The organism is Arthrobacter sp. CJ23 (assembly GCF_024741795.1).
In the GTDB taxonomy this organism is placed as follows: Bacteria; Actinomycetota; Actinomycetes; order Actinomycetales; family Micrococcaceae; genus Arthrobacter.
In genome coordinates this window covers 2,475,737-2,499,629 of the sequence record NZ_CP102950.1, presented here as the reverse complement: position 1 = coordinate 2,499,629, position 23,893 = coordinate 2,475,737, and the positions used below count along the sequence as shown (strand labels likewise).

The window sequence follows — 23,893 nt, the reverse complement described above, 5'->3', positions numbered from 1 at the left end:
CAGCTTAGACACCGGCCACTGCTGCGCGGCCGGCAGCCCGGCCGGAGAACAGGCAACCGCCCAGGAAGGTCCCCTCCAGCGCGCGGTACCGGTGGATGCCGCCGCCGCCGAAACCCGCTGCCTCGCCCGCGGCGTAGAGCCCGGCCAGCGTCTGGCCACCGGCGTCGAGCACCCTTGACTCAAGGTCCGTCTGCAGCCCACCCAGGCTTTTCCGCGTTAGCACGGACAGACGGACCGCCAGCAGGGGGCCGTGCGCTGGATCTGTGAGGCGGTGCGGCGGAACCACGCGCATCGCTTGTCGGTGGCAAGCGGCGGGCAGCGCGGATCGCCGCCAGCTGGAGGTCCTTGCCGAGCCCGCTGTCCACCTGCAGGTCCCGTGCATGGATCATCGCCTCCAGCTGCCGCGCATCGATGAGGCCTTTCCCGGTCAAGTCGTTCATCCTGGCGGCGAGTTCCCGCGGCGTCGCGGCCTCCAGGAAGTCGACGCCGTGCTCCAGGAACCGCCGGATGGGGGAGTCGCTGCCCGGTTTGAGCCGCGATGCCAGCAGCCTGATGTCCTTGCCGGTCAGGTCAGGGTTCTGCTCCGATCCGGACAAGGCGAATTCCTTCAGCGCAATCGTCCGGTTGAGCACGAACCAGGAGTAGCCATGCCCGGTCCCGAGGATGTGCCGCAGGGCACCGAGGGAATCGAAGCCGGGGAACAACGGTGCCGGCAGTTGCTGCCCCGTCGCATCCAGCCACAGGGACGACGGTCCGGGCAGGATCCGGATCCCGTGGTCCGGCCAGACCGGATCATGGTTGTGGACGCCCTCCGGGTAGTGCCACATGCGGTCGCCGTTGACCAGGGCACCACCGGCCGCGGCCACCACCGGCAGGAACTCCCCGTCCACCGACGCCGGCACGCCGCTCAGCAGGTGCGCGGGCGGGGCCGTACCCTCCGGCCACTGCCTCCGGACGGTTGCGTGGTTTCCGCCGATGCCGCCTGTGGTCACCACCACGGCCCCGGCCTCCGCCTCGAAGACGCCGACGGCGGTCCGGGAGGATGCCACGCCGCGTCCGGCGGGTGACCGCTCCAGGAGCTCGCCGTTGACCCCCGTGACCCGGCCCGCCGTCGTCGTCAAGGCAGTAGCCCGGTGGCGGAAGTGCATTGACACTTTGCCGGCCGCAACCCCCTCGCGGACTTTCGCAAGGAAGGGTTCAACAATGGCCGGTCCGGTGCCCCATGCAACGTGGAAGCGCGGAACGGAGTTGCCGTGCCCCTGCGGGCCGTAGCCGCCGCGTTCGGCCCACTGCACCAGCGGGAACAGGCCGATGCCAAGGCTCCTGAGCCAGGAACGTTTCTCGCCGGCGGCGAAGTGGACGTAGGCCTCGGCCCACCGGCGGGCCATCGCATCTTCAGGGCGGTCGAAGGCCGCCGAATCCAGCCAATCCGACAACGCGAGCTCGGCGCTGTCCTTCACGCCCAGCCGCCGCTGCTCCGGGGAGTCCACCAGGAAGAGCCCGCCGAACGACCAGTGCGCCTGGCCTCCCACGGAGGCTTCCGGTTCCTGGTCCAGCACGGCAACGCGCTTGCCGGCCGTGTACGCCTGTGCAGCGGCCACCAGCCCGGACAGGCCCGCACCGACCACTACGACGTCGGCCCTGATCCGCCCATCGGCATGATGTGTGTCACGTTCAGGGATCGGCATGCGTACATGCTAGCCCTCGGCGTGGTCACCGGTTTGGTGCACGGGTGGGAAACCGGAAAACTAGGAGCATGCGCGTTTACCCCACCTTCTTCAAGCTGGCCTTCTCCTGGATGGATGCCGAAAAAGCCCACAAGATCGGCTTCCAGGCGATCAGGACAGCCCACCGCACGGGTGCAGGCCGGATTCTTGCGAAGATGACAGCCCCCGATGCCTCACTGCGCACGGAGGCATTCGGCCTGACGTTCCCCTCGCCGTTCGGCCTGGCCGCAGGATTCGACAAGGAGGGCCACGGCATCGAGGCGTTGGCCGAACTCGGCTTCGGCCACGTCGAGGTGGGCACCATCACCGGCCAGGCGCAGCCCGGCAACGACAAGCCGCGCCTGTTCCGCCTCATCGAGGACCGGGCCGTGGTCAACCGCATGGGCTTCAACAACGACGGCGCCGCGGCCGTGGCACCGCGCCTCAAGGCCGCCCGCGCCGCGCTCCAGGGCTCCTACCCCGGGGTCCGGCCCATCATCGGCGTCAACATCGGCAAGACCAAGCTTGTTGAGCTTGAGGACGCCGTGGAGGACTACCTGGTCAGTGCGCGGAGCCTGGCGCCTGCCGCCGACTACCTGGTGGTCAACGTTAGCTCGCCCAACACCCCCGGCCTGCGCCTGCTGCAGAACGTGGAAACCCTCCGGCCTTTGCTCCGCGCCGTCGGCGACGCCGCCGATGAGGCGGCAGGGCGCCACGTGCCGCTGCTGGTGAAGATCGCGCCGGACCTCAGCGATGAGGACATCGACGACGTCGCCCGCCTCGCGCTCGACCTCAAGCTCGACGGCATCATCGCCACCAACACTACGATTTCCCGGGACGGCCTGGTGGCGGACTCCGGCAAAGTCGAAGCCCTGGGCGCCGGAGGGCTCTCGGGAGCCCCGCTCAAACAGCGTTCGCTTGAGGTCCTGCGCCGGCTCAAGGCCGCCGTAGGGGAGGAGCTGGTGCTCATCGCCGTGGGTGGCGTGGAATCGGCCGGGGACGTCCAGGAACGCCTCGACGCCGGCGCCACTCTGGTCCAGGGCTACACGGCGTTCCTCTACGAGGGTCCGTTCTGGGCAGCCGGCATTAACAAGGCCCTGGCAAAGGGGCGTAAGACGAAGTAGGCGCTACCGGCCATCCGAGGCTGGACTGCTGACAAAGAAGCACCCCGGACCATTGGTCCGGGGTGCTTCTTCAATAATCGGCTGTTTGGCCGCTAGGACGGGAACTCCCCGCGCTTCACCAGCGGTTTGGGCAGGCGGAGCTTGCGGAACTGCAGGGAGCGCATGCTGCCGTACCAGACGGTGCCGCGTTCCACCTCGCCGAACTTCTCGAGCAGCCGCTTGCGCAGCTTCCTGGACAGGATGAAGACGTCCACGAAGACTGCAAGGAACATGACCCAGAAGCCGATCAGCACGTAGCTCAGCTGCTCGCTGGACGACGGAATGATCAGCGAGATCACCACGAAGAGCAGGGCCCCGAACATGAGGTACTCGCCCAGGCTGAAGCGTGCATCCACGTAGTCGCGGGCGTAGCGCTTCTGGGGTCCCTTGTCGCGCAGCGGCAGGTACTTCTCGTCCCCTGTATCGAGGGCCTGGCGCATTTTCTGGCGCTGGTCCTGGATTGCCGCACGCTCGGCTTCCTTCGAGGCCTTGCGGTCCGTTGGCACCAGGGGGCGCTTGCGGGCGGCCTCCTGGTCCTTGCGCTTGGGTGTCGGGGTACCCTTGCCGGCACCTGACTCCTGCGCGGCGGCGTGGGCCTGGTCAACTACGTCTTGAGCGCTGGGCTCTTCCTTTTTACGTCCAAACACGCATCAAGAATACCCCGCGGGATAGTGGCGCGGATTACGTGACGGCAGCGGCGCCACGGCCCCCGTTCCGTACTGCCCTCGTATCGGTGCGCGGGTCCCCGTTGTAGTGTTTTGGCCATGACTTCAACAAGCGCGGAGATCCCGCAGAACCAGCAAGGGAATCCCGGCACCATCAACGTCGAGGCCCTGCGCCAGGCCGTCAACTCCTCCTTTGACAGGACCGTGGCCAGCCTGAAGGACCTGGTGGCCATCCCCGGCATCGCCTGGCCCAGCTTCGACCCGGCCCAGCTCGAGCGCAGCGCCGACGCTGTGGCGGAACTGGTCCGCGCCGCCGGTATCGAAGACGTACAGATACTGCGCTGCGACAAGGAAGACGGCACACCCGGCGGGCCCGCCGTCGTCGCGCGTCGCCAGGCAGCCCCTGGCAAGCCGACCATCCTTCTGTACGCACACCACGACGTGCAGCCGCCGGGCGACAGCGCCCTCTGGGAATCGGAGCCCTTCACGGCGGAGGAGCGCAATGGCCGCCTCTACGGCCGCGGCGCCGCCGACGACAAAGCCGGAATCATGGCCCACCTGGCAGCCCACGCCGCTGTGGCCGAGGTCCTCGGATCCGGCTTCGGGTTGGGCGTGACATTCTTTTTCGAAGGCGAGGAAGAGGCAGGCTCGCCAACCTTCCGGACGTTCCTGGAGACGCACCGGGAGCTTCTGCGCGCCGACGTCATCGTGGTGGCCGATTCCAGCAACTGGAAGGTGGGCGTCCCCGCGCTGACCACCAGCCTGCGCGGACTCGTCGACGGGACCTTCGAGGTCCGGGTCCTTGAGCACGCAGTGCACTCCGGCATGTTCGGCGGCCCTGTTCTCGACGCCCCCACGTTGCTGTCCCGCCTGATCGCGACCCTGCACGACGACGACGGCAATGTCGCCGTCGCCGGCCTGGTTGCCAGGGACGAGGTCGACGTCGACCTCACCGAAGCCGAATACCGTGCCGATGCGTCAGTGCTCAACGGCGTCCGGCTGGCCGGCTCGGGCACCATCGCTTCCCGCCTGTGGACCAAGCCGGCCCTCTCCATCATCGGGATCGATGCGCCAGCCGTTGACGTCGCGTCGAACACCCTCATCCCTTCGGCCCGGGCGAAGTTCAGCATGCGACTGGCTCCCGGCCAGGATCCGCAGTCCGCCATGGACGCCATGCGGCAGCACGTTGAAAGCCATGCACCCTTTGGAGCCCGCGTGACCTTCACCCCGGGGGAGTCCGGCAACGCGTTCTCCACGGACACCACGTCCCCTGCGGCCCGCATCGCCATGTGGGCGCTTGGGGAGTCCTGGGGGGTCAAGGCCGTGGAGATGGGCATCGGCGGTTCCATCCCGTTCATTGCCGACCTGACCGAGATGTATCCCGAAGTCCAGATCCTGGTCACGGGCGTTGAGGACCCGGATTCGCGCGCCCACAGCGCCAACGAGTCCCTGCACCTCGAGGATTTCCGGCATGCCGTGCTGGCGGAAGCGCTGATGCTTGCGCGCCTGAACGCTGAAGGCCTCGGAGGCTAGTCGCACAGGCCCTGCCCTTGCCAGGGGACCCGGTCACGTTTTTGGGAACAAGCCGATGGCGGCCGCGGTTACGTCAGGAGTTATAGCTATGCGTCCACTCGACGTAGCATGGAGCTATAGCCCGTACGTCATTTGGTAAGGGCAGGCAGCGCGGATGCGCCGCCGCCAGGAGCGTCATAAGAAGGTAGGCCAATGAGCACTGCAACCAACGAAAACAGCACCGGAGCCACGCTCGCCGCAGGCGAGGAGCTTCCCACGCACGAGGTCCAGCTGACCGACGTAGCAGCAGGCAAGGTCCGGAGCCTCCTCGAGCAGGAAGGGCGTACCGATCTGCGACTTCGCGTTGCCGTGCAGCCAGGCGGCTGCTCGGGCCTCATCTACCAGCTCTACTTCGACGAGCGCCTCCTTGACGGAGACGCTGTCCGCGACTACGACGGCGTCGAAGTTGTGGTCGACAAGATGAGCGTTCCGTACCTGAGCGGCGCAAGCATCGACTTCGAGGACACCATCTCGAAGCAGGGCTTCACCATTGACAACCCGAATGCTGGCGGCTCCTGCGCCTGCGGCGATTCGTTCCACTGATCTGAGTCATTCGCCGCATGTCGGCCCAGTTCGGACAGGGTTTCGACCCGAAGCGGACCAAGGGGCCGACATGTCTGCGAAAACTGCTGCGTAGCGGTAAGCTCTACATCGGGTAGTAAAACTTTTAGTGTGCCCGGTGGGCCTTTGGCCTGCCGGGAGACAGCAACAAGAGGAAGGGCCGTCTGTGAGTTCGCAGAACCGAACCGGCAGCCGACGCATAAAGATCACATCGATCACTGGCTTGGCACTAGCCGGCGCGTTGGTTTTGACCGGATGTTCGCCAGAGGTAGAGAAGGGTTGGCTGCCGACAGAGCGCGGTACCACCAACCACACCGACCGGATCATGGACCTCTGGGTCAACTCATGGATCGCGGCCCTGGCCGTCGGCATCATCACGTGGGGCTTGCTGGTCTGGTGCATCATCGCCTACCGTCGCCGCAAGGGCACCACGGGTTTCCCCCGGCAGCTCAGCTACAACCTGCCGCTTGAGGTCTTCTACTTGACGATCCCGCTGTTCATGGTGCTGGTGTTCTTCTACTTCACCGACCAGGACCAGCGTGCCATCGATGACCGCTCCCAGCCGGCCGACGTCGTCGTCGACGTCCGCGGCAAGCAGTGGGCTTGGGACTTCAACTACAAGCAGGGCCAGGTCATCTCGGAAGACCTCCATGAGGCCGGCGTCCAGGCACACCTCACGGGCAACGAAGTCGACAAGGAAAAGCTCCCCACCCTGTACCTGCCGGTCGGCAAGTCGGTTGACCTGGAGCTGAACTCCCGCGACGTCATCCACTCTTTCTGGGTTCCCGCCTTCCTTCAGAAGCGCGACATGATCCCGGGCAAGACCAACTACATCAGGTTCACCCCCACCAAGGAGGGTACCTACGACGGCAAGTGCGCCGAACTCTGCGGCGAATACCACTCCGAGATGCTGTTCCGCGTCAAGGTTGTCTCCGAGTCTGAGTTCCAGGCCCACATGGACAAGCTGCGCCAGGACGGCAACACGGGCCTGCTCGGCGAAGAGTACGACCGCAACCCGAACCTGAACGAAATTAAGTAAGGGGAGCGACGTGGCTACATACACTCAATCCGCCGGGATCCTTGAGGCTCCCGTAGTACCTAAATCCAAGGGGCGCATCGTCGTCAACTGGATCACCTCCACGGACCACAAGACCATCGGGTACATGTACCTGATCGCGTCCTTCGTGTTCTTCTGCCTCGGCGGCGTCATGGCGCTGCTGATCCGTGCTGAACTGTTCGAACCCGGTATGCAGATCCTGCAGACCAAGGAGCAGTACAACCAGATGTTCACGATGCACGGCACCGTGATGCTCCTGATGTTCGCTACGCCGCTGTTCGCGGGCTTCGCCAACGTCATCATGCCGCTGCAGATCGGTGCACCCGACGTCGCGTTCCCGCGACTGAACGCACTGGCCTTCTGGTTCTTCCTCTTTGGCTCCACCATCGCCGTATCCGGCTTCATCACTCCGCAGGGTGCTGCATCCTTCGGTTGGTTCGCCTACGCGCCGCTGTCCAACACCACGTTCAGCCCCGGCGTCGGTGGTGACCTTTGGGTCTTCGGCCTTGCCCTGTCCGGCTTCGGCACCATCCTCGGTGCGGTGAACTTCATCACCACCATCATCTGCATGCGTGCCCCGGGCATGACCATGTGGCGCATGCCGATCTTCACCTGGAACACGCTCGTCACGGCCATCCTGGTCCTGATGGCGTTCCCGCCGCTGGCCGCCGCCCTGTTCGCGCTTGGCGCCGACCGCCGCTTCGGTGCACACATCTTCGACCCTGAGAACGGCGGAGCTGTGCTGTGGCAGCACCTGTTCTGGTTCTTCGGCCACCCCGAGGTGTACATCATCGCCCTGCCGTTCTTCGGCATCGTGTCTGAAATCTTCCCGGTCTTCAGCCGCAAGCCGATCTTCGGCTACAAGGGTCTTGTCTACGCGACCATCGCCATTGCAGCCCTGTCCGTGACCGTGTGGGCACACCACATGTACGTCACCGGTTCCGTGCTGCTGCCGTTCTTCGCCTTCATGACCATGCTGATCGCGGTACCCACCGGCGTGAAGTTCTTCAACTGGATCGGTACCCTGTGGCAGGGCTCCATCACCTTCGAAACCCCCATGCTCTGGAGCATCGGCTTCCTGGTGACCTTCCTCTTCGGTGGCCTGACCGGCATCATCCTGGCCTCCCCGCCGCTGGACTTCCACGTCTCCGACTCCTACTTCGTGGTTGCGCACTTCCACTACGTGGTCTTCGGCACCGTCGTGTTCGCCATGTTCGCAGGCTTCTACTTCTGGTGGCCGAAGTGGACGGGCAAGATGCTCAACGAGCGTCTTGGCAAGATCCACTTCTGGCTCCTGTTCCTGGGCTTCCACGGCACATTCCTGATCCAGCACTGGCTCGGCGTCGAGGGCATGCCCCGCCGCTACGCCGACTACATGCCGCAGGACAACTTCACCTGGATGAACCAGTTCTCCACGATCTCCTCCTTCGTCCTGGGTGCCTCGCTCCTGCCGTTCTTCTGGAACGTCTACATCACCTGGCGCAGCAACAAGAAGGTTGAAGTCGATGACCCGTGGGGCTTCGGTGCGTCGCTGGAGTGGGCAACTTCCTGCCCGCCGCCGCGCCACAACTTCACCTCCCTGCCCCGCATCCGTTCGGAGCGCCCTGCACTGGACCTGCACCACCCCGAGCTGGCCCCGTCGCACAGCATCGCTGAACTGAAGGAGAGCGCCAAGTGAAAGTTGAATCGTGGCTCTTCGGAGCCGGTGTCTTCTTCTTCATCCCCGTCTCCCTGGCCTACGGCTTCCTGACCCACTGGTCTGAGTGGGTCGGCATCCTGGGCATCCTGCTGGTCGGCGGCCTCGCCGGCATGATCGGCGCGTACCTCGGCTTCACAGGCAGGCGCATCGGCATGCGTCCCGAGGACCGTCCCGACGCCGAAATCCACGAAGGCGCCGGCGAGCAGGGGCACTTCAGCCCCTGGAGCTGGTGGCCGCTGGTCCTCGGCCTGGCTTGCGCCGGAGGCTTCCTCGGCCTGGCCGTGGGCTTCTGGGTGACGTTCGTTGCCGCTGGCCTCGCCCTCGTGGCACTCGTCGGCTGGGTCTTCGAATACAGCCGCGGAGATCACGCGCACTAGCACTTCCTGCAAAACCACGACGGCGGGCCTCACCATTTCGGTGGGGCCCGCCGTCGTAGTTTAAGTCCGGTGCGCTAGCCGTCAGCGGCTGTCGCTGGCCTGCAGGAGTGCGGACAACGCGGCCAGGGCGCCTTCTGCGTCGCCGATCGTGCTGCCGGCCGGCAGGGCGTCCGCAGAGACCTCCAGCAGCACCTCGCAGCCATGGCCGAAGTCCTCGCTCATGACCTCCAGCAGCGAGCGGGCATCCACCGGGTTCCTGCCGGGCTTCCTGATCGTCACGGGCAGTCCCGTGTCGGTGACGGCCCGGACAAACATGGCCGCTGCACGGGCGTGCAGGCCTATCTCCGCGGCGACGATGGCTTTGTGCTCCGGCAAGCGGGCTCCTTTGCTCTGACGGACGTGTGCCGCCACTGAATTTAGTTCCATACAAGGGTAGCGCCGCGGCGACTGCCGCGCGTGCCGGGTACTGGTCTAGACCTGAATGTGGTGTGGCCTACCCTTGTTATATGAAGCAAAGTGAGCAGGGGCGCCGCAGTGGCTGACGCATCCGCGATCGCAGGTGAAATCGACCGGAACAGCGGCGTGCCCATCTATGTGCAGTTGCGGGAAATCCTCCGCGCATTCATCGGGGAGTCCTGTCCACCGGGGTCGGCATTGCCCTCCGAACGTGATCTCTCGGAGCGGTTCGGGCTGGCCCGCATGACCGTCCGTCAGGCGATCGACGCCCTGGTCGGTGAGGAGGTCATCGAGCGCGTCGTGGGCCTTGGAACATTCGTCAAGAAGCCCAAGCTGGATCTCCAGGTGAAACTGACGTCCTACAGCGAGGAGATGCAGCGGCGCGGCATGGTCCCCGCGGCGAAGGTCCTCAGCTTCGAGCAAATCGCCGCCAGCGCCTTTCTGGCGCGCGAACTGCAGCTGGACGAAGGAACACCCCTCGTCCGCTTCCGGAGGCTTCTGTTGGCCGATAACGAGCCAATGAGCGTGGACGAGAACTTCATTCCAGCGCACCGCGTTCCGGGGCTGTTGGATGAGGCTCCGCCTACGTCCCTCTACAACGTCCTGAGCGAACGCTACGGCCTGGTCATGGAATGGGGCGAGGACATGATCGAGGCGACTGCCGCCTCGCCGTCCACCGCCCGGCTGCTGAACGTCGATGTCGGTTCTCCGTTGCTGAAGATCCAGAGGCACGCCTTTGTCGCCAGGGCCATGGTGGACTATTCCGTCTCCTATTACCGGGCGGACAGGTACAAGCTGTGGATTCCGCTGCAGCGTCCCGGAACAAGGCCAACGCGCAACTATTCGACCGGCTACCGCACCTCGTAGAGCACGCGGGAGCATCCGGAAACACAGAAAGAGGGGGCCCGGTCCAGTGGACCGGGCCCCCCTCTCTGCTTGAGCGGATCAGCTAGTGGCTGAGGCTCTTCTGCTCGTCGGCAGACTCAATGGCTTCGTGGTGGCCGTGTGCGTGGGCCGCCTCGAGTTCCGCCGGCGTTGCCGGGGCAACACGGTCCTCGAAGAACCACTTGGACAGCGCAGCGCGGCGCTTTTCCTTGTTGGTGACCACACCGTGCTCGTTCGGAACGGCCGGCAGCGGGGCCGGAGAGTCGAAACCGACCAGCTTGTAGCGCTTGTACTCGTCCAACGGTGCGTGGACTTCGATGAACTCACCGTGCGGCAGGCGCACGATGCGTCCGGTTTCGCGGCCGTGGAGCGCGATTTCGCGGTCCTTGCGCTGAAGGGCCAGGGCCACGCGCTTGGTCACGATGAAGGCCAGTACCGGGCCGATGAAGAACAGGGTACGAAGCCAGTAGGTCACATCGTTCAGCGACACGTGGAAGTGCGTGGCGATGAGGTCGGAACCTGCAGCGGCCCACATGACGCAGTACCAGGTGAAGCCGGCCACGCCGATCGCGGTACGGGTGGGAGCGTTGCGCGGGCGGTCCAGGACGTGGTGCTCGCGGTTGTCCTTGGTCACCCAGCGTTCGATCCACGGGTACATGAACAGCACGGTGAAGATGATGCCTGCAGGCACCAGGGCCGGGAGCAGGACGTTCAGCGTCAGGGTGTGACCGAAGACGACGTACTCGAAGTGGAAGTCGTTGATGACACCCGGCATCAGGCGGAGAGCACCGTCAACGAAGCCGATGTACCAGTCAGGCTGGGTACCGGCCGAGACCGGGGACGGGTCATACGGGCCGTAGTTCCAGATCGGGTTGATCGTGAATGCCGCAGCCATCAGGGCCAGCACACCGAAGACAATGAAGAAGAATCCGCCTGCCTTCGCAGCGTAAACCGGACCAAGCGGGTAGCCGACGACGTTGCCGTCGTTGCGGCCGGGGCCGGGGTACTGGGTGTGCTTGTGGACGACCACCATGAACAGGTGGACGACGATCATCAGCAGGATCAGCGCAGGTACGAGCAGGATGTGCAGCACGTAGAGGCGTCCGATGATGGCCGTGCCGGGGAATTCCCCGCCGAACAGGAAGAACGAGATGTACGTTCCGACCACCGGAATGGACTTGATGACGCCGTCGATGATGCGCAGGCCGTTGCCGGAAAGCAGGTCATCGGGGAGCGAGTAACCGGTGAAGCCGGCAGCCATGGCCAGGATCAGCAGCACGCCGCCGACAACCCAGTTCATTTCGCGCGGCTTGCGGAAGGCGCCCGTGAAGAAGACACGAAGCATGTGGACACCAAGGGAGGCCACGAACAGCAGGGCCGCCCAGTGGTGGACCTGGCGCATGAACAGGCCGCCGCGGATGTCGAAGGAAATGTTCAGCGAAGAGCTGTAGGCGACGGACATTTCGACGTTGTACAGCGGCGTGTAGGAACCCTGGTAATGGGTTTCCGCCATGGACGGGTCGAAGAAGAACGTCAGGAAGGTTCCCGACATCAGCAGGATGACGAAGGAATACAGCGCCACCTCACCGAACATGAAAGACCAGTGGTCGGGGAAGACCTTGCGGCCGAATTCGCGCAGGATGCCGGAGCCGCCCACACGCTCGTCGACGAAGTCAGTAAAACGGCCAACTTTGGTCTTGGCGACGAAGGGGGCTTCAGCTGTTGATGCGGCGCTCATGCTCGTCACGCTCCCAGTAACTCGGTCCGACAGGTTCTTTGAAGTCGCTCGTGGCTACCAGGTAGCCCTCAGCATCGATGGCGATCGGCAGCTGGGGGAGCGGGCGGCTTGCCGGGCCGAAGATGACCTTGCATTCCTGCGTGAGGTCGAACGTCGACTGGTGGCAAGGGCACAGCAGGTGGTGGGTCTGCTGCTCGTAGAGAGCAACAGGGCAGCCAACGTGCGTGCAGATCTTCGAGTAGGCAACGATGCCGTTGTAGCCCCAGTTCTCGCGCCCCGGTGAGGGGTTGAGCGAATCCGGGTTCAGACGCATAAGCAGAACAACGGCCTTGGCCTTTTCGTTCAGCTTGCCTTCGTGGAGCTCGTTGAGACCTTCGGGAATGACGTGGAACGCCGAACCGATGGTGACATCCGAGGCCTTGATGGGGGTGCCGTCGGGGTCACGGGTGAGCCGCTTGAGCTTGCCGCCTTCCGGTGCCCACATGGTGTGCGCCAGCTTGTCGTCAGGGCGCGGGCCCAGGTCGCCGAAAATGGCCAGCGCCGGCAGCGGGGCCAGAGCCACGGCACCCAGAAGGGTGTTGCGGATCAGCGGACGGCGCTTGATGCCGGTTTCCTCAACGATGTCGTCGACGATGCGTACAGCCGCCTGGCGGTCTTCCTCGCTGCGGATACCGTGGCGCTCTTCCGAAACTTCGTGGTCCGGCATGAGGGCCTTGGCCCAGTGCACGATGCCCGTACCGATGCCCAGCATCGCGAATGCGGTGCCGAGACCCAGCAGAAGGTTCTGCGTGCGGATCGTGGCAATCGACGAGTCGTGTCCCAGATCGATGGCGAAGTACGCCACCAGGAAGATCACGGTACCGACGATCGAGCTGCCAAACAGAATGGCCACCTGACGCTCGGCACGCTTTGCGGCCTTCGGGTCCGTGTCAGCCAGGCGCAAACGATGCGGAGGAAGTCCAGGATCCTGGAACTTCTCCACTTCATTCTGACCAGCCGTAGCTACGGTGCCCGAGTGGTTCGGACTGCCGTCACTATGGTTGCCCATAATTCGCCTCATCCTTCTCTCGTTGTCTCGGCCTGGGCCGAGTTAATTATCAGTTCCAACCTGCTGACGTGCAGCAGAAGTTTTTGCGGCCTTGGTGCGGCTACGAAGTGCGCGATGTCAGCCAGATGGTGAACGCGATGATGACGCCCAGGCCTGCCACCCACACAAAGAGGCCTTCGGACACCGGACCGAGGGCGCCGAGGTCGGCACCGCCCGGGGAGCCGTTGGCTTCGATGGTCTTCAGGAAGGTGATGATGTCACGCTTTCCTTCGGGGGTGACATTCGAATCATTGAACACGGGCATGTTCTGGGGGCCCGTGGCCATGGCTTCGTAGATGTGCTTGCCGGTAACGTCCGCCAGGGCAGGGGCAAATTTGCCGCGCGTCAGGGCGCCGCCTGCTGCCGCAGCGTTGTGGCACATGGCGCAGTTGACCCGGAAGAGCTCGCCGCCCTTGGCTGCGTCTCCCTTTTCGTCAAGCAGGTGCTCTTCGGGAATGGCCGGGCCGGCGCCCAGTGATGCTACGTAGGCGGACAGTTCGTGTGTCTGCTGGTCGTTGAACTGCTGCGGCTTGGCCTGGGCCTGGGGGCCATTCATCTGCATGGGCATACGGCCGGTGCCAACTTGGAAGTCAACTGCGGCTGCACCTACGCCGACCAGCGAGGGGCCGTCCTTGGTCCCGCTGGCACCCATGCCGTGGCACGTGGCGCAGTTGGCGGCAAAGAGCTTGCCACCCTCCTCTGCGTCGTTCGCGCTGAAGCTGGTGGTGTCGGCCTTGGCCTGGTTGACAGTTGTGGCAACGGCGTAGAGCCCACCAGTGAGGAGGAGCCCCATCAGCAGCAGCGCTATCGCTGCCAGTGGGTGACGTCGCTTTTGCGAGAGTGCCTTCACGTGGTGGTTCCTTTATTCGATCCTGCGTCGGCTCCGTGAGCCGCTTCTTGAAATTCTGCCTCTTGTAGAAAAAGAGTCAAAGCGGGGCTTACTTGAGGACGTAGATGACCAGGAAGAGGCCGATCCAGACAACGTCAACGAAGTGCCAGTAGTACGAGGTGACAATGGCCGACGTCGCTTCAAAGTGCCCGAACTTCTTGGCGGCAAAAGCACGGCCGATGATGAAGAGGAAAGCAATCAGACCGCCGATGACGTGGAGGCCGTGGAAGCCGGTCGTGATGTAGAACGCAGAGCCATAAGCGTTGGAAGACAGCGACACGTGCTCGGAGACGAGCATGGCGTATTCCGTGGTCTGGCCGGCTACGAAGAAGGCACCCATGATGAAGGTCAGGGCGAACCATTCGGTCATGCCCCAGCGGGTGAACTGCAGCGGGCCGCCCGTGCGGCGCGGTTCAAGCCGCTCGGCGGCGAAGACGCCCATCTGGCAGGTGAAGGAACTTGCCACGAGGACAATGGTGTTTACGAGCGCAAACGGGAAGTTGAGCTTGGCGGTCTCTTCGGCCCACATCAGTCCGGATGTGGAACGCAGAGTGAAGTACATGGCAAAGAGACCGGCGAAGAACATCAACTCACTGGACAGCCAAACAACGGTTCCAACAGAAACCAGGTTGGGGCGGTTCAGCGTCGGGTGCGCCGGGGTACTGGGGGCATGGGTCGCAGATGTCACAAGGACATTATGTCTGTAAAAGTCCAGACTTCCCAATGCGAACCACCGAATCCGGGGACTTTTTCTACAAAGACGCGAAATCGCGCCGAAAAGTTCCCGGCGGGACCAGCATTGGTCACGGGAGCCGCTCGCTCGATAGCATCAGGAGGTGACTTCACCGGCATCGGCACAGCAAACCAGCAGCACCTGGCCTGGGCTCATCTCTGCGCTCATCAACGGCACCGACCTCGAAGTGGGCCAAACGGCATGGGCCATGAACACGATCATGTCGGGCGAAGCGACTCCGGCTCAGATCGCGGGGTTCCTTGTGGCACTGCGGGCAAAGGGCGAGACAGTGGAAGAGCTGACAGGCCTGGTCGAGGCCATGGTCGGACATGCGAACCCCATCTCCATCGCCGGCGAAAAGCTGGACATCGTCGGTACCGGCGGAGACCAGCTGAACACCGTGAACATCTCAACCATGGCCGCACTCGTATGCGCCGGCGCCGGCGCCCGGGTGGTCAAGCATGGCAACCGGGCGGCATCGTCGTCGTCGGGCTCTGCCGACGTCCTGGAAGCACTGGGTGTGCGTCTCGACCTGCCGATTGACAGGGTGGCGCGGAACGCGGAAGAGGCGGGAATCACCTTCTGCTTTGCCCAGGTCTTCCACCCTTCCTTTCGCCACACTGCGGTTCCGCGGAAGGAACTGGCCATCCCGACGGCCTTCAACTTCCTGGGCCCACTGACCAATCCCGCCCATGTGCAGGCCTCGGCCGTGGGTGTCGCCAACGCCCGGATGGCCCCGCTCGTGGCAGGCGTCCTAGCACGTCGCGGCAGCCGGGGCTTGGTCTTCCGCGGCGATGACGGCCTCGACGAACTCACCCCGACAGGGCCTTCCACTGTCTGGGAAATCCGGGACGGCAGAGTAACCGAGCAGTCGTTCTCGCCTGCCGAACTCGGGATCCGGACCTCCACGGTGGCAGACCTGCGAGGCGGGGACGCCGCCGCCAACGCGGTGGTGGTCCGTGACGTGCTCGCGGGCCGGACCGGCCCGGTCCGCGATGCCGTGCTGCTCAACGCTGCGGCGGGCCTTGTCTCCTTCGATACACAGGCCCGCGGAACACTGGCAGAGCGCATGAGCGCCGCCCTTGGGACCGCCGCGGAATCCATCGACTCCGGAAAAGCTGCCGCTGTCCTGGCGAAATGGATCGAGCTCAGCCAAGGCTAGCCGTCGTTCCTACCAGTCAAGTCCTTTCCCCGCCAAAGCAAAGAGCCGCCGGCATGGTGCCGGCGGCTCTTTGCATTGACGTCCGAAGCGCCTACTGCTCGAACCCCAGGGCGAAGGCCGCGTCAAGATCGTGCTGCGAGTAGGAGCGGAAAGCAATGTGGGTGGTGGTGTGGACCACGGCCGGCACTTTGGAGAGCCGGTCGGCAATGACATCGGCGAGTTCCTCATGCTGGGATACCCGGGCCACAGCAATGAGGTCCCATTCGCCGGTGACTGAATAGACCTCGCTGATGCCCTGGATGGCAGAGATTTCCTCCGCGGTTTCCGGGATGCGCGAAGCATCCGTCTTGATCAAAACGAAAGCGGTGATCACTTAAGGCCTTTCCGGAAAAGCATCGTTGCGGTTGCTTTCAAGCCTAGTACATGAGGCCCTTCGGCGAGGCGCTTCAGGCACGTGGCCGCGATGCCCTGAACCGGGTCACCAACGCGATGATTCCGCGGTAGCCGAGCAGGAATAAGGCCAGGCTGATCAGCGCAACGATCACGAAGGGCAGAACCACGGACTGCCCGGTGACGGCCCGCAGAAGCATTCCACCTGCCACGGCGCCGATCCACACAGCCACCCCCGACGGCCAGAGTGCCAGTGGGGCGCGCCAGACCCGCGCGGCGAGCCAGGCAATGGCCGCGCCGGCCAGGAAAGGCCATGCTGTTGCGAAGACGCCCGTGATGATGTCTCCGCGTGCATGGGCATCACGGCCGATGGCAGCGAAGACGAGGATCAGCAGGGCATCGGCCGCCGCCGTGAACGCGGCTGCCGGACGTGGGGTGCGGGAAGTTGAACGCATGCCTCTGACACTATCGGGGGCGCCGCCCTTGTACGAACCCGGCAAACACTTCAAGATGGCGCCAAAGGGAGATCCGTTGCCAGCCGCCCAGGAGGAACCGTTGAAGCTCATTCAGGTAGCCCAGCACGCCGAGGACCTTGACCGGGCGTCGGCGTTCTATGCGCAGCTCCTCGAGGCGGAGCCGCGCGCAGTCTTCGATCCGCCAGGCCTGCTCTTCTTTGATCTCGGCGGGGTGAGGCTCCTGCTGGAGAAGGGAGCGCCGTCGTCGTTGATCTACCTGGAAGTTGCCGACATCCATGGCCGTATCGAGGACCTCCGCCGTCGCGGCGTGAGAATCATCACCGATCCCCACGTCATCTTCACACACGAGGACGGGCGCCTCGGTCCCGCCGGATCCGAGGAATGGATGGCCTTCTTCGAGGACAGCGAAGGAAACACCGTGGGCCTCGTCAGCCGGATGCGTGCCGCCGGCGACTAGACGATATGTGTGAGGGGGCTGCGGCCCGGGGTGGGTTCTGGTCCTTCTGATCGTCCATTGTCGCCGGGACGGCTCCGGACCGCGGGCTGTGGGGTGTGCCCGGGTCCCGGGGCCGCGCTGTCCGGGGCCTGGTCCCCGGCGTGAATGGCCTTTATCGGAAGGACCGGGAAACTGGTGGGCTGGAACCTTCTCTTCAAGTTCCCGTGGGTTGTCCCCAGACTTAATCCGTTGGGGCAGAGCCACATTTGAAGGTTGGAGGTTCCAGCTATGTTCGAGCGTACTCACGTGGGCCTGGATGTCCACGCCCTGTCGGTTGTTGCCTGCGCGATCGACGGGCAGACCGGTGAGGTTCTCCGGGCCCGGCTGACCCCGGACCATGGGGAGATCCTGGCCTGGGTCCAGGGGCTGCCTGGCCCGTCCCGGGTCGTTTACGAAGCCGAGCCCGACCGGTTTCGTCCTGGCCCGGGTGTTGCGGGCGGCCGGTGTTGATTGTGTGGTCGCGGCCCAGTCCAAGCTCCAACGCCCGCCCGGGGACCGGGTAAAAACGGACCGCAACGATGCCCTGCATCTGGCCCGGCTCTTGAAGCTGGACCAGATCACCGAGGTCACCGTCCCGGGCCCCGGGCAGGAAGCGGCCAGGGACCTGGTCCGGGCCCGGGAAGATACCCGCGGGGGACCTGATGCGGGCCCGGCACCGGGTCTCGAAACTGCTGCTGCGCCAGGGCATCCACTACAGCGGCGGGGACACCTGGACCCAGACCCACATGGGCTGGCTCTACCGGCAACGCTTCGACTCCGCGCCCCTGCAGCTGGCCTACGATCTTGCCCTTGAGGCTGTCACGCAGGCTCTGGCCCGGCGGGACCGCCTGGATGCGGCCATCACGAAAATCGCCTATGACAGCGAATACACCCCGGTGGTGCGGGCGCTGGAATGCCTGCGCGGGGTCTCGACGCTGACCGCGTTCGGCCTGGCCGTCGAGATCGGGGACTGGAACCGGTTCACCGGATCCACGATCGGCGCCTACCTGGGCCTGGTGCCGTCGGAGAACTCCTCCGGCCAGCGCCGCGCCCAGGGCGGCATCACCAAGACCGGCAACACCCACGCCCGCCGGCTGCTCATCGAGGCCGCCTGGCACCATCGCCGGCCCTACACCCACCCCTCAACGCTTATGCGTTCGCGGTGGGAAGCCGCCACCCCCCGCGGCACGGGCCCGCGGGCAGGGTCGAGCAACCGGCGCCTCCATGAGCGCTGGCTCGTCTACCTCGAACACCGGAAACGGCCCGTGGTCGCGAACGTCGCGATCGCCCGGGAACTGGCCGGCTGGTGCTGGTCTCTGGCCAGCGAAGCTCAAACCGCCGCCACACAGCAGCGGCCCTGAAAACCCCCCGGGGCCTCTGCGTCGGTGTCTCGCAGCGCGTGGAGTGAACTCGCGTCACTCCTATGGGCAGCCCCCCAACGGGGCCACGCCCGACCCTAGAGAAGCGATACCCTCCAGCCGAACACCTTCGCCCTGCGGTAACCAACCCGCGCATATTAGTCTGACCACGCCGTCGCCAACGACACGCTGAACACCAAACAGACGCCCCGGCCCACCATCAAAGAAGCGGCCCCAGCTCCACACTGAACTGGTCCCCGAATGTTGGACTGGCTAAATGGGATTCTAGGCTGCAAGGGTCTGGGCACGGTATTGCACCGGGCTCAGGCCCTTGAGCTTTGTGGAGATCCGTTCGGTGTTGTACCAGCGGATGTACTCGTGCAAAGCCGTTGCCAGTGCTTCGGTGTTGAGGAACCGGACGTAGTGGAAGAGTTCTTCCTTGAGGTGTCCGAAGTAGTTCTCCATGACGGCGTTGTCGTAGCAGTTGCCCTTGCGGGACATCGATTGGGCCGCGCCAGCGACCTTGCAGGAGGTTCCGCCAGGAGGCGTGCTGGTACTGGAAGCCCTGGTCCGAATGCACGAGCGGCTGCTGGCCGGACTCGAGCGTCGCCAGGGCCTCGCGCAGTGAGGTGTTGGTCAGCTCCAGGTTCGGGGACGAACCGATGGTGTAGGAGATGATCTGCCGGTCGAAGAGGTCCATGACCGGTGAGAGATAGAGCTTCCGGTCCCCGACGCGGAACTCCGTCACGTCGGTAACCCACTTCTGGTTCGGGGCATCAGCGTCGAACTCCCGGTTCAGCAGGTTCGGGGCAATGGCGCCCTGTTCGCCTCGGTAGGAGTTGTAGCGCTTCTTCCGCCGGACCTTGCAGAGCAGTTGCAGTAAGCGCATCAGCTTCAGCACGGTCTTCTTCGCGACCGTCCAGCCTTGCTTGACCAGCTCGGTGTGGATGCGGCGGTGCCCGTACCGGCCGTGGTTCTTCTCGAAGATCTCCGTGACTGCAGCCTTGAGTGCTTCCTTCGGATCGGGTGCCTGGAGACGGGCCTGGTGATAGAAGAACGTCGACCGGGCAAGCCCTGAGACATCCAGCAGAACGGGCAGGGGGAAGTCAGCCTTGAGGGCGATGAGTGCCTGGACCTTCACCGTTGTTTTTGCGCCCTCAAGGCCCGCAATTTTCCCAGGTACGCCACCTCGGCGCGCAACCGCTCGTTCTCCCGCCGCAACCTCTCCAACTCGGGCAGCTCCGCAGGCGGCGGGGAATCTGGCTTCCGGGGCCTGCCTTTGGGCTTGGGCCGCAACCCGTCCTCGCCCTCCAGCCGATACGCCCTGATCCAGGCTTCCAGTAGGCGAGGCGAGGACAAACCGGCCTCCACCGCCAGATCCGGGGCAGTCTCGCCAGCGATGAACCGTTCGACCAACGCGAGCTTAGATTCGAAAGAGTACTTCTGCTTCGTCGGCTTGGTCACCAGCGCTCCTCGACCATGGATCCTCCACCGCCGATAGAGACGCTTGACCGGCGCCCGAGACACAGCCAGCGCCCTGGCCGTCGCCTTATCCGCGATGCCCTTCTCAAACCACGCTACCGCGGCCTCGCGCTGATCCTCTGATAACGAACTGCTCGCATACATAAAACTGCTCCCCGGGAGTCGGAACTGAATTTCTCAGTCCAACTTCCGGGGAGCAGTTCACACACCCGGGACCGCTTCGTCCTGCCTCTTGACAGAAACGACTACATATTAGGAGTGGAGGAGCCGGGGCTGTCGTCGTGCGCACCGCAGCCGGGCGTTGTGTCATGAATGCGGCGGTACTAGCCTCGAACGGGGACCAAAGGGTTCCGGAGTCTTGAAAGGGTGGCACCATGCAGAAGATTTCCACATGCCTCTGGTTCGACAGTGAGGCCGAGGAGGCCGCTGGGTTCTACACAAGTCTTTTTGCCGGTTCGTCCATCGGCCAGACCATGCCTGGACCCGACGGCAAGGCCATCACGGTGGAGTTCCAGATTGAGGGCAGGGAGTTCACGGCGTTGAACGGCGGTCCGGCGTTCAATTTCACGGAGGGGGTTTCGCTGGTGGTCAACTGTGCCACCCAGGAAGAAGTCGACAAGTACTGGGATGCTCTGGTTGCCGGTGGAGAAGAAAGCCAATGCGGCTGGCTCAAGGACAAGTACGGACTGTCCTGGCAGATCGTCCCCACTGCCCTGCCCGGACTTTTGACCGGCCCTGACGCAGCCGGCGCCCAGCGTGCCATGGAGGCCATGCTCCAGATGCAGAAGCTCGACATCAACGTCCTGCAGAAGGCGTACGACGGCGACTGAAAGTTTCGGAGGACAGCCACCTTTGCGTCCTGTTAGCATGACGGCACGGCGACGTGCGCCCGCCAACCGAATGAGGAGAACCGACCATGACAACCCGCCTCAACCCGTATCTTTCCTTCCGCGACAATGCCAGAGACGCCATCACGTTCTATGAGACTGTCTTCGGTGGTGAACTCACCATCAGCACCTTCGGTGAATACCAGGCCAGCGAAGATCCAGCCGAAGCCGACAAGGTCATGCACGGCATGCTGGTTTCCGGGAACGGACTCGTGCTCATGGCTTCGGACACGCCCAACAGCATGGATTACACGCCGGGCAACAACATCTCAGTATCCCTGAGCGGCGAGAACGCCGACGAGGCCGAGTTGCGCGGCTACTGGGACAAACTGTCCGACGGCGGCACGGTCACCATGCCGCTGGAGCCGGCACCGTGGGGTGACACCTTCGGCATGTGCATCGACAAGTTCGGCATTGCCTGGCTCGTCAACATTGCGGGTGCCCCGGCCGCCTAGTCCGGGTGCTTCATCCAGCGCGAAGGGGCTCCGTCCGATTGAGTGTGGACGGGGCCCCTTTCATGCCCACATGCCCGAGCGGGCACGGCTGCGTGCCGGACGGGTGGATGGCGCGGTCCTAGTTCTTAAGATGTTGCGTGAGGACTTCGTATTCCTCCACGCCAAGGATCTGCATGTGTTGTGCTTCGCTGCTCTCCGTCCGGATCACGTTCGCAGCTTGCTGGCTTGCCGTCAGACTCTCTTCGCTGTCCCATAGCGTGATGGAAAGGGATGTGGTTCCAGTTCCTTTGAGGTAGTAAATCCCCTGGCATCCGGGGAGCTCGAGGACCCGGTTGACAGTGTCTTCGGTGGGGGCGCCTGTGGTGCCTGGGCCCGGCTGGTAAGTGCTGACTCGAGCGAACATGGGTTTCCTCCGGTCGTCATCCTTGGCGTCTGTTTGCCGTTGGAGCCCGTGAAGGCGTGGCTGGAGTGAACCAGCTCCTGGGCACTGCGGTGTGGGCTCCTTCCATCAGTAAGCACCGAAGAAGGCCAGTGGGCAAGCTCCATTGGGGTCGCCGCCGTGGTCTGCAGGGTGGCAGGGCTCTTTCCGGTGGTTGGCAATGGTGTGGGTGGGTAGGGTGGGGTGTTCGTGGTGTTTTGGTGTGGGGTGGTTGGTGTGTGGGGGTGGTGTGGTGCGTGCTAGGCCGTATGTGTTCCGGCAGGTCCCGACGGTGTGGGTGGACTACAGCACGGGGGCGGGGGTGTTTTCGGATGGCCGTGGGGTGGCCGCGGTTCCGGGCGCGGGGCGGAAGAGCCCGAACTTGGCCGACATCCTGGAGATGGCGGGGTGGGCGGGCGCGGAGCGGGTGATGTTCACCGGAAGGGTGCCGGTGAACGAGCGTTCGGTCCGGCATTGGCTCCTCGTCCGTACGCCGGGTTGGTCTGCGGGCTGGGCCGACCCGTCCGGGAGAATGGTGGGGCATTGGCTCGGGACCCCGGTGACGGGCCGGTTCGAACGGGCCGCGACGGGGCAGCGGATCGAGGTGAGAACGGCCGCGGAGTGGTTCGGGAACACGGCCCTGTCTCCGGGACAGGCCCGCCTGGCGTGGGACGCGACGGCGTTCCTGGTCGGGGAAGCGTTCAAAGGCCAGGTGCTGGGGAAGACCCCGGCGGCGACGGGCACGAACCTGTGGGCCGCGTCGTTGCCGGCGGGGCTGGATCCGGAACCGGTCACGGACGATATCGCCCAGGAACTGCACCGCACCACGGGCCAGCACCATCTCGAGCATCTGGTCGCGGGCCCGGCGTCAAGCACCCATGAGGACTGCGTGCCCCTGGTGGACCCGGCCGCCCGGCCTCGTTTGGGGGCGTTCGCGTATGTTGACGGGCGTTTCATGTACGCGGCGCTGTGCCGGGAGCTCGGGACCGGCCCGGGAACACGGTTGAACCGTGCGGACACGGTCGATCTGCTGGACCGCGACCCTTACGCGAGGGCCCGGGTGCTGGTCCGCTTCAAGGTCCCCGAGTCATGGAATCATGTCGGTGTCCTGGGCGTGCAGCACCGTGATCCCGGGCAGGGCTGGTATTACCCGAACCGGCCGGGCGCGGCCGGGCAGGCCTGGGCGGACACGGCCGAGTTGCATGTCGCCCGGAAGGCCGGGTGGATGATCGATCCGCTGGAATCCGTGGCGTTCACGAAGACCATCGCCGGCGCCGGGGGCAAGGCTGTCGCGGCCCGGCCCTTGGATACCTTCGCGAACCGGGTGATCCGGATCCGTGAGCTGGTGGACACGGACCCGGAAATGCCGGTGCCGGTCAAAGCGGGCGTGAGCGCGGCGTTACGGGCGATCATGATCCAGACGATCGGCGCGTTTGCGTCCCGGGGCCGGGCCTCGACGGTGGTCGCGTGGAGCCCGCAGGATGTCCCGGCGGAATATCTTTCGAGCATGGAACGCAAGGGCGAGGCGTTCGTGTACCGGGTGTCGGCGCCGGTCTCTTCCCAGCAGCGCCCGTATTACCGGCCGGAACTCGCGGTCCAGGTGTGGGCGCGGGGCCGGGCGAGGGTGCTGCTGGGCCCGAGCGCGCTGGGGGCCGGACACGGCCGGGGCGTTGACGGTGCCTCCCGGTACCTTGCTGGGCATCAATGGTGACGCGATCTACACCAGTTACGTCCCTGGCTGGGCGAAACCGGTCCGGCATGGGGGCGGGGACGACGGGAAGATCGGGCGTCTGCGCCTGCAGGGGGGTGGTGGAGAACGTGAAGACACCGCTGACCCGGGAGGAACGGGACCGGTTGCGGGTCCGGGCGGTGCGGGCGGGCACGGACTCGGCGTTTTTCGACACCGAGTTCGCGACCCCGGAGGATTGATCCATGGCTGTCATTGATCCGGGCCGGATGAGCCCGCAGGAACTGGTCCTCCACCTGAGGGCCGTCTACGGCTATACGTGGAAGGAGCTGGGGGAGCGGCTGGGCCGTTCGGAGCGGATGCTGCGCAAGGTCGCGGCCGGGCAAAGCCGCGGCGAGGCGTACCGGCAGGCGTTGACCGAGCTCCACGAGCGCGGTGAAGTCACGCACATGCCCTCGCGCTGCGGCGCGGCAGGGACGGGCATCTGGTGCCGGTGCGTGCGAAGGCTGGCACCC

The 23,893-nt window shown here is 64.8% G+C and carries 24 protein-coding genes and 2 pseudogenes; 14 read left to right on the top strand and 12 right to left on the bottom strand.

Features of this window, described 5'->3' with window-relative positions:
* Positions 1–4 precede the first annotated feature (4 nt).
* Positions 5–1,688: pseudogene (locus tag NVV90_RS11055) on the bottom strand (FAD-binding dehydrogenase).
* A gap of 68 nt (positions 1,689–1,756) precedes the next feature.
* On the opposite strand from NVV90_RS11055, the gene NVV90_RS11050 reads away from it, so the two are divergent.
* The gene (locus NVV90_RS11050) at positions 1,757–2,830 is read left to right on the top strand and encodes a quinone-dependent dihydroorotate dehydrogenase (protein WP_258437352.1); all 1,074 of its coding nucleotides are present in this window, start codon (positions 1,757–1,759) and stop codon (positions 2,828–2,830) included.
* Between the two features lie 92 nt (positions 2,831–2,922).
* Here the strand turns inward: NVV90_RS11050 and NVV90_RS11045 are convergent, their stop codons facing one another.
* A complete protein-coding gene (locus NVV90_RS11045; RefSeq protein ID WP_258437351.1) occupies positions 2,923–3,516 on the bottom strand; it encodes a DUF3043 domain-containing protein in 594 nt (197 codons plus the stop codon).
* 117 nt (positions 3,517–3,633) lie between these two features.
* On the opposite strand from NVV90_RS11045, the gene NVV90_RS11040 reads away from it, so the two are divergent.
* The 5 genes from NVV90_RS11040 (at position 3,634) to NVV90_RS11020 (ending at position 8,800) form a co-directional block, all read left to right on the top strand.
* Positions 3,634–5,067 (top strand): dipeptidase, encoded by a 1,434-nt coding sequence (locus NVV90_RS11040; protein WP_258437350.1) that lies wholly within the window; start codon positions 3,634–3,636, stop codon positions 5,065–5,067.
* Between the two features lie 192 nt (positions 5,068–5,259).
* Entirely contained in the window at positions 5,260–5,649 is a 390-nt protein-coding gene (locus tag NVV90_RS11035) for an iron-sulfur cluster assembly accessory protein (RefSeq protein ID WP_207616195.1), read from the top strand.
* A gap of 184 nt (positions 5,650–5,833) precedes the next feature.
* A complete protein-coding gene (gene coxB / locus NVV90_RS11030; RefSeq protein ID WP_258437349.1) occupies positions 5,834–6,706 on the top strand; it encodes a cytochrome c oxidase subunit II in 873 nt (290 codons plus the stop codon).
* Positions 6,707–6,716: 10 nt separating this feature from the next.
* A complete protein-coding gene (gene ctaD / locus NVV90_RS11025) occupies positions 6,717–8,402 on the top strand; it encodes a cytochrome c oxidase subunit I (RefSeq protein ID WP_258437348.1) in 1,686 nt (561 codons plus the stop codon).
* On the top strand, positions 8,399–8,800 hold the full coding sequence (locus NVV90_RS11020; protein ID WP_258437347.1) for a cytochrome c oxidase subunit 4: 402 nt from the start codon (positions 8,399–8,401) through the stop codon (positions 8,798–8,800). The genes ctaD and NVV90_RS11020 overlap by 4 nt, the downstream gene beginning before the upstream one ends.
* An 81-nt stretch (positions 8,801–8,881) precedes the next feature.
* Here NVV90_RS11020 and NVV90_RS11015 read toward each other — a convergent pair whose 3' ends face one another.
* Positions 8,882–9,175, bottom strand: a complete 294-nt coding sequence (locus tag NVV90_RS11015) for an HPr family phosphocarrier protein (protein ID WP_258437346.1) — start codon at positions 9,173–9,175, stop codon at positions 8,882–8,884.
* A 159-nt stretch (positions 9,176–9,334) separates the two neighbouring features.
* Between NVV90_RS11015 and NVV90_RS11010 the strand changes: the two genes are divergently transcribed.
* The gene (locus NVV90_RS11010) at positions 9,335–10,123 is read left to right on the top strand and encodes a GntR family transcriptional regulator (RefSeq protein WP_258437345.1); all 789 of its coding nucleotides are present in this window, start codon (positions 9,335–9,337) and stop codon (positions 10,121–10,123) included.
* 82 nt (positions 10,124–10,205) lie between these two features.
* Here the strand turns inward: NVV90_RS11010 and NVV90_RS11005 are convergent, their stop codons facing one another.
* The 4 genes from NVV90_RS11005 to NVV90_RS10990 all read right to left on the bottom strand — a co-directional run bounded on the left by NVV90_RS11005 (position 10,206) and on the right by NVV90_RS10990 (position 14,579).
* Entirely contained in the window at positions 10,206–11,879 is a 1,674-nt protein-coding gene (locus tag NVV90_RS11005) for a ubiquinol-cytochrome c reductase cytochrome b subunit (RefSeq protein ID WP_258437344.1), read from the bottom strand.
* On the bottom strand, positions 11,857–12,927 hold the full coding sequence (locus tag NVV90_RS11000; RefSeq protein WP_258437343.1) for a ubiquinol-cytochrome c reductase iron-sulfur subunit: 1,071 nt from the start codon (positions 12,925–12,927) through the stop codon (positions 11,857–11,859). The genes NVV90_RS11005 and NVV90_RS11000 overlap by 23 nt, the downstream gene beginning before the upstream one ends.
* Positions 12,928–13,027: 100 nt before the next feature.
* Complete coding sequence (locus tag NVV90_RS10995; RefSeq protein ID WP_258437342.1) at positions 13,028–13,816, bottom strand: c-type cytochrome; 789 nt, start codon at positions 13,814–13,816, stop codon at positions 13,028–13,030.
* Positions 13,817–13,904: 88 nt separating this feature from the next.
* A complete protein-coding gene (locus NVV90_RS10990) occupies positions 13,905–14,579 on the bottom strand; it encodes a heme-copper oxidase subunit III (protein WP_309304052.1) in 675 nt (224 codons plus the stop codon).
* Between the two features lie 112 nt (positions 14,580–14,691).
* Here NVV90_RS10990 and trpD point away from each other — a divergent pair, with 112 nt between their 5' ends.
* Positions 14,692–15,750 (top strand): anthranilate phosphoribosyltransferase, encoded by a 1,059-nt coding sequence (gene trpD, locus NVV90_RS10985; RefSeq protein ID WP_258437340.1) that lies wholly within the window; start codon positions 14,692–14,694, stop codon positions 15,748–15,750.
* Between the two features lie 91 nt (positions 15,751–15,841).
* Here the strand turns inward: trpD and NVV90_RS10980 are convergent, their stop codons facing one another.
* Both NVV90_RS10980 and NVV90_RS10975 read right to left on the bottom strand, forming a co-directional pair.
* On the bottom strand, positions 15,842–16,123 hold the full coding sequence (locus NVV90_RS10980) for an Lrp/AsnC family transcriptional regulator (protein ID WP_258437339.1): 282 nt from the start codon (positions 16,121–16,123) through the stop codon (positions 15,842–15,844).
* A 73-nt stretch (positions 16,124–16,196) separates the two neighbouring features.
* Positions 16,197–16,595 carry a DUF3054 domain-containing protein gene (locus NVV90_RS10975; RefSeq protein ID WP_258437338.1) on the bottom strand — a complete coding sequence of 133 codons (399 nt, stop codon included), beginning with the start codon at positions 16,593–16,595 and terminating at the stop codon, positions 16,197–16,199.
* A 100-nt stretch (positions 16,596–16,695) separates the two neighbouring features.
* On the opposite strand from NVV90_RS10975, the gene NVV90_RS10970 reads away from it, so the two are divergent.
* The 3 genes from NVV90_RS10970 to NVV90_RS10960 all read left to right on the top strand — a co-directional run bounded on the left by NVV90_RS10970 (position 16,696) and on the right by NVV90_RS10960 (position 18,452).
* Positions 16,696–17,073, top strand: a complete 378-nt coding sequence (locus NVV90_RS10970; RefSeq protein WP_258437337.1) for a VOC family protein — start codon at positions 16,696–16,698, stop codon at positions 17,071–17,073.
* A gap of 267 nt (positions 17,074–17,340) precedes the next feature.
* Complete coding sequence (locus tag NVV90_RS10965) at positions 17,341–17,562, top strand: hypothetical protein (protein WP_258437336.1); 222 nt, start codon at positions 17,341–17,343, stop codon at positions 17,560–17,562.
* Positions 17,563–17,753: 191 nt separating this feature from the next.
* Positions 17,754–18,452 carry a transposase gene (locus NVV90_RS10960; RefSeq protein WP_258437335.1) on the top strand — a complete coding sequence of 233 codons (699 nt, stop codon included), beginning with the start codon at positions 17,754–17,756 and terminating at the stop codon, positions 18,450–18,452.
* Between the two features lie 282 nt (positions 18,453–18,734).
* Here the strand turns inward: NVV90_RS10960 and NVV90_RS10955 are convergent, their stop codons facing one another.
* The 3 genes and pseudogenes from NVV90_RS10955 to NVV90_RS10945 form a co-directional block, all read right to left on the bottom strand.
* Complete coding sequence (locus NVV90_RS10955) at positions 18,735–18,914, bottom strand: integrase core domain-containing protein (RefSeq protein WP_258441140.1); 180 nt, start codon at positions 18,912–18,914, stop codon at positions 18,735–18,737.
* Positions 18,915–19,032: 118 nt separating this feature from the next.
* Positions 19,033–19,590, bottom strand: a pseudogene (locus NVV90_RS10950) (IS3 family transposase); the annotation flags it as partial.
* On the bottom strand, positions 19,587–19,913 hold the full coding sequence (locus tag NVV90_RS10945) for a helix-turn-helix domain-containing protein (RefSeq protein ID WP_258437334.1): 327 nt from the start codon (positions 19,911–19,913) through the stop codon (positions 19,587–19,589). The pseudogene NVV90_RS10950 and the gene NVV90_RS10945, both read right to left, overlap by 4 nt.
* A 392-nt stretch (positions 19,914–20,305) precedes the next feature.
* On the opposite strand from NVV90_RS10945, the gene NVV90_RS10940 reads away from it, so the two are divergent.
* The 3 genes from NVV90_RS10940 (at position 20,306) to NVV90_RS10930 (ending at position 23,402) form a co-directional block, all read left to right on the top strand.
* Positions 20,306–20,761, top strand: coding sequence for a VOC family protein (locus NVV90_RS10940; RefSeq protein WP_258437333.1), 456 nt, complete (start codon positions 20,306–20,308; stop codon positions 20,759–20,761).
* An 86-nt stretch (positions 20,762–20,847) separates the two neighbouring features.
* Positions 20,848–21,273, top strand: a complete 426-nt coding sequence (locus tag NVV90_RS10935) for a VOC family protein (RefSeq protein ID WP_258437332.1) — start codon at positions 20,848–20,850, stop codon at positions 21,271–21,273.
* A gap of 800 nt (positions 21,274–22,073) precedes the next feature.
* Entirely contained in the window at positions 22,074–23,402 is a 1,329-nt protein-coding gene (locus NVV90_RS10930) for a hypothetical protein (RefSeq protein WP_258437331.1), read from the top strand.
* Positions 23,403–23,893: the final 491 nt, after the last annotated feature.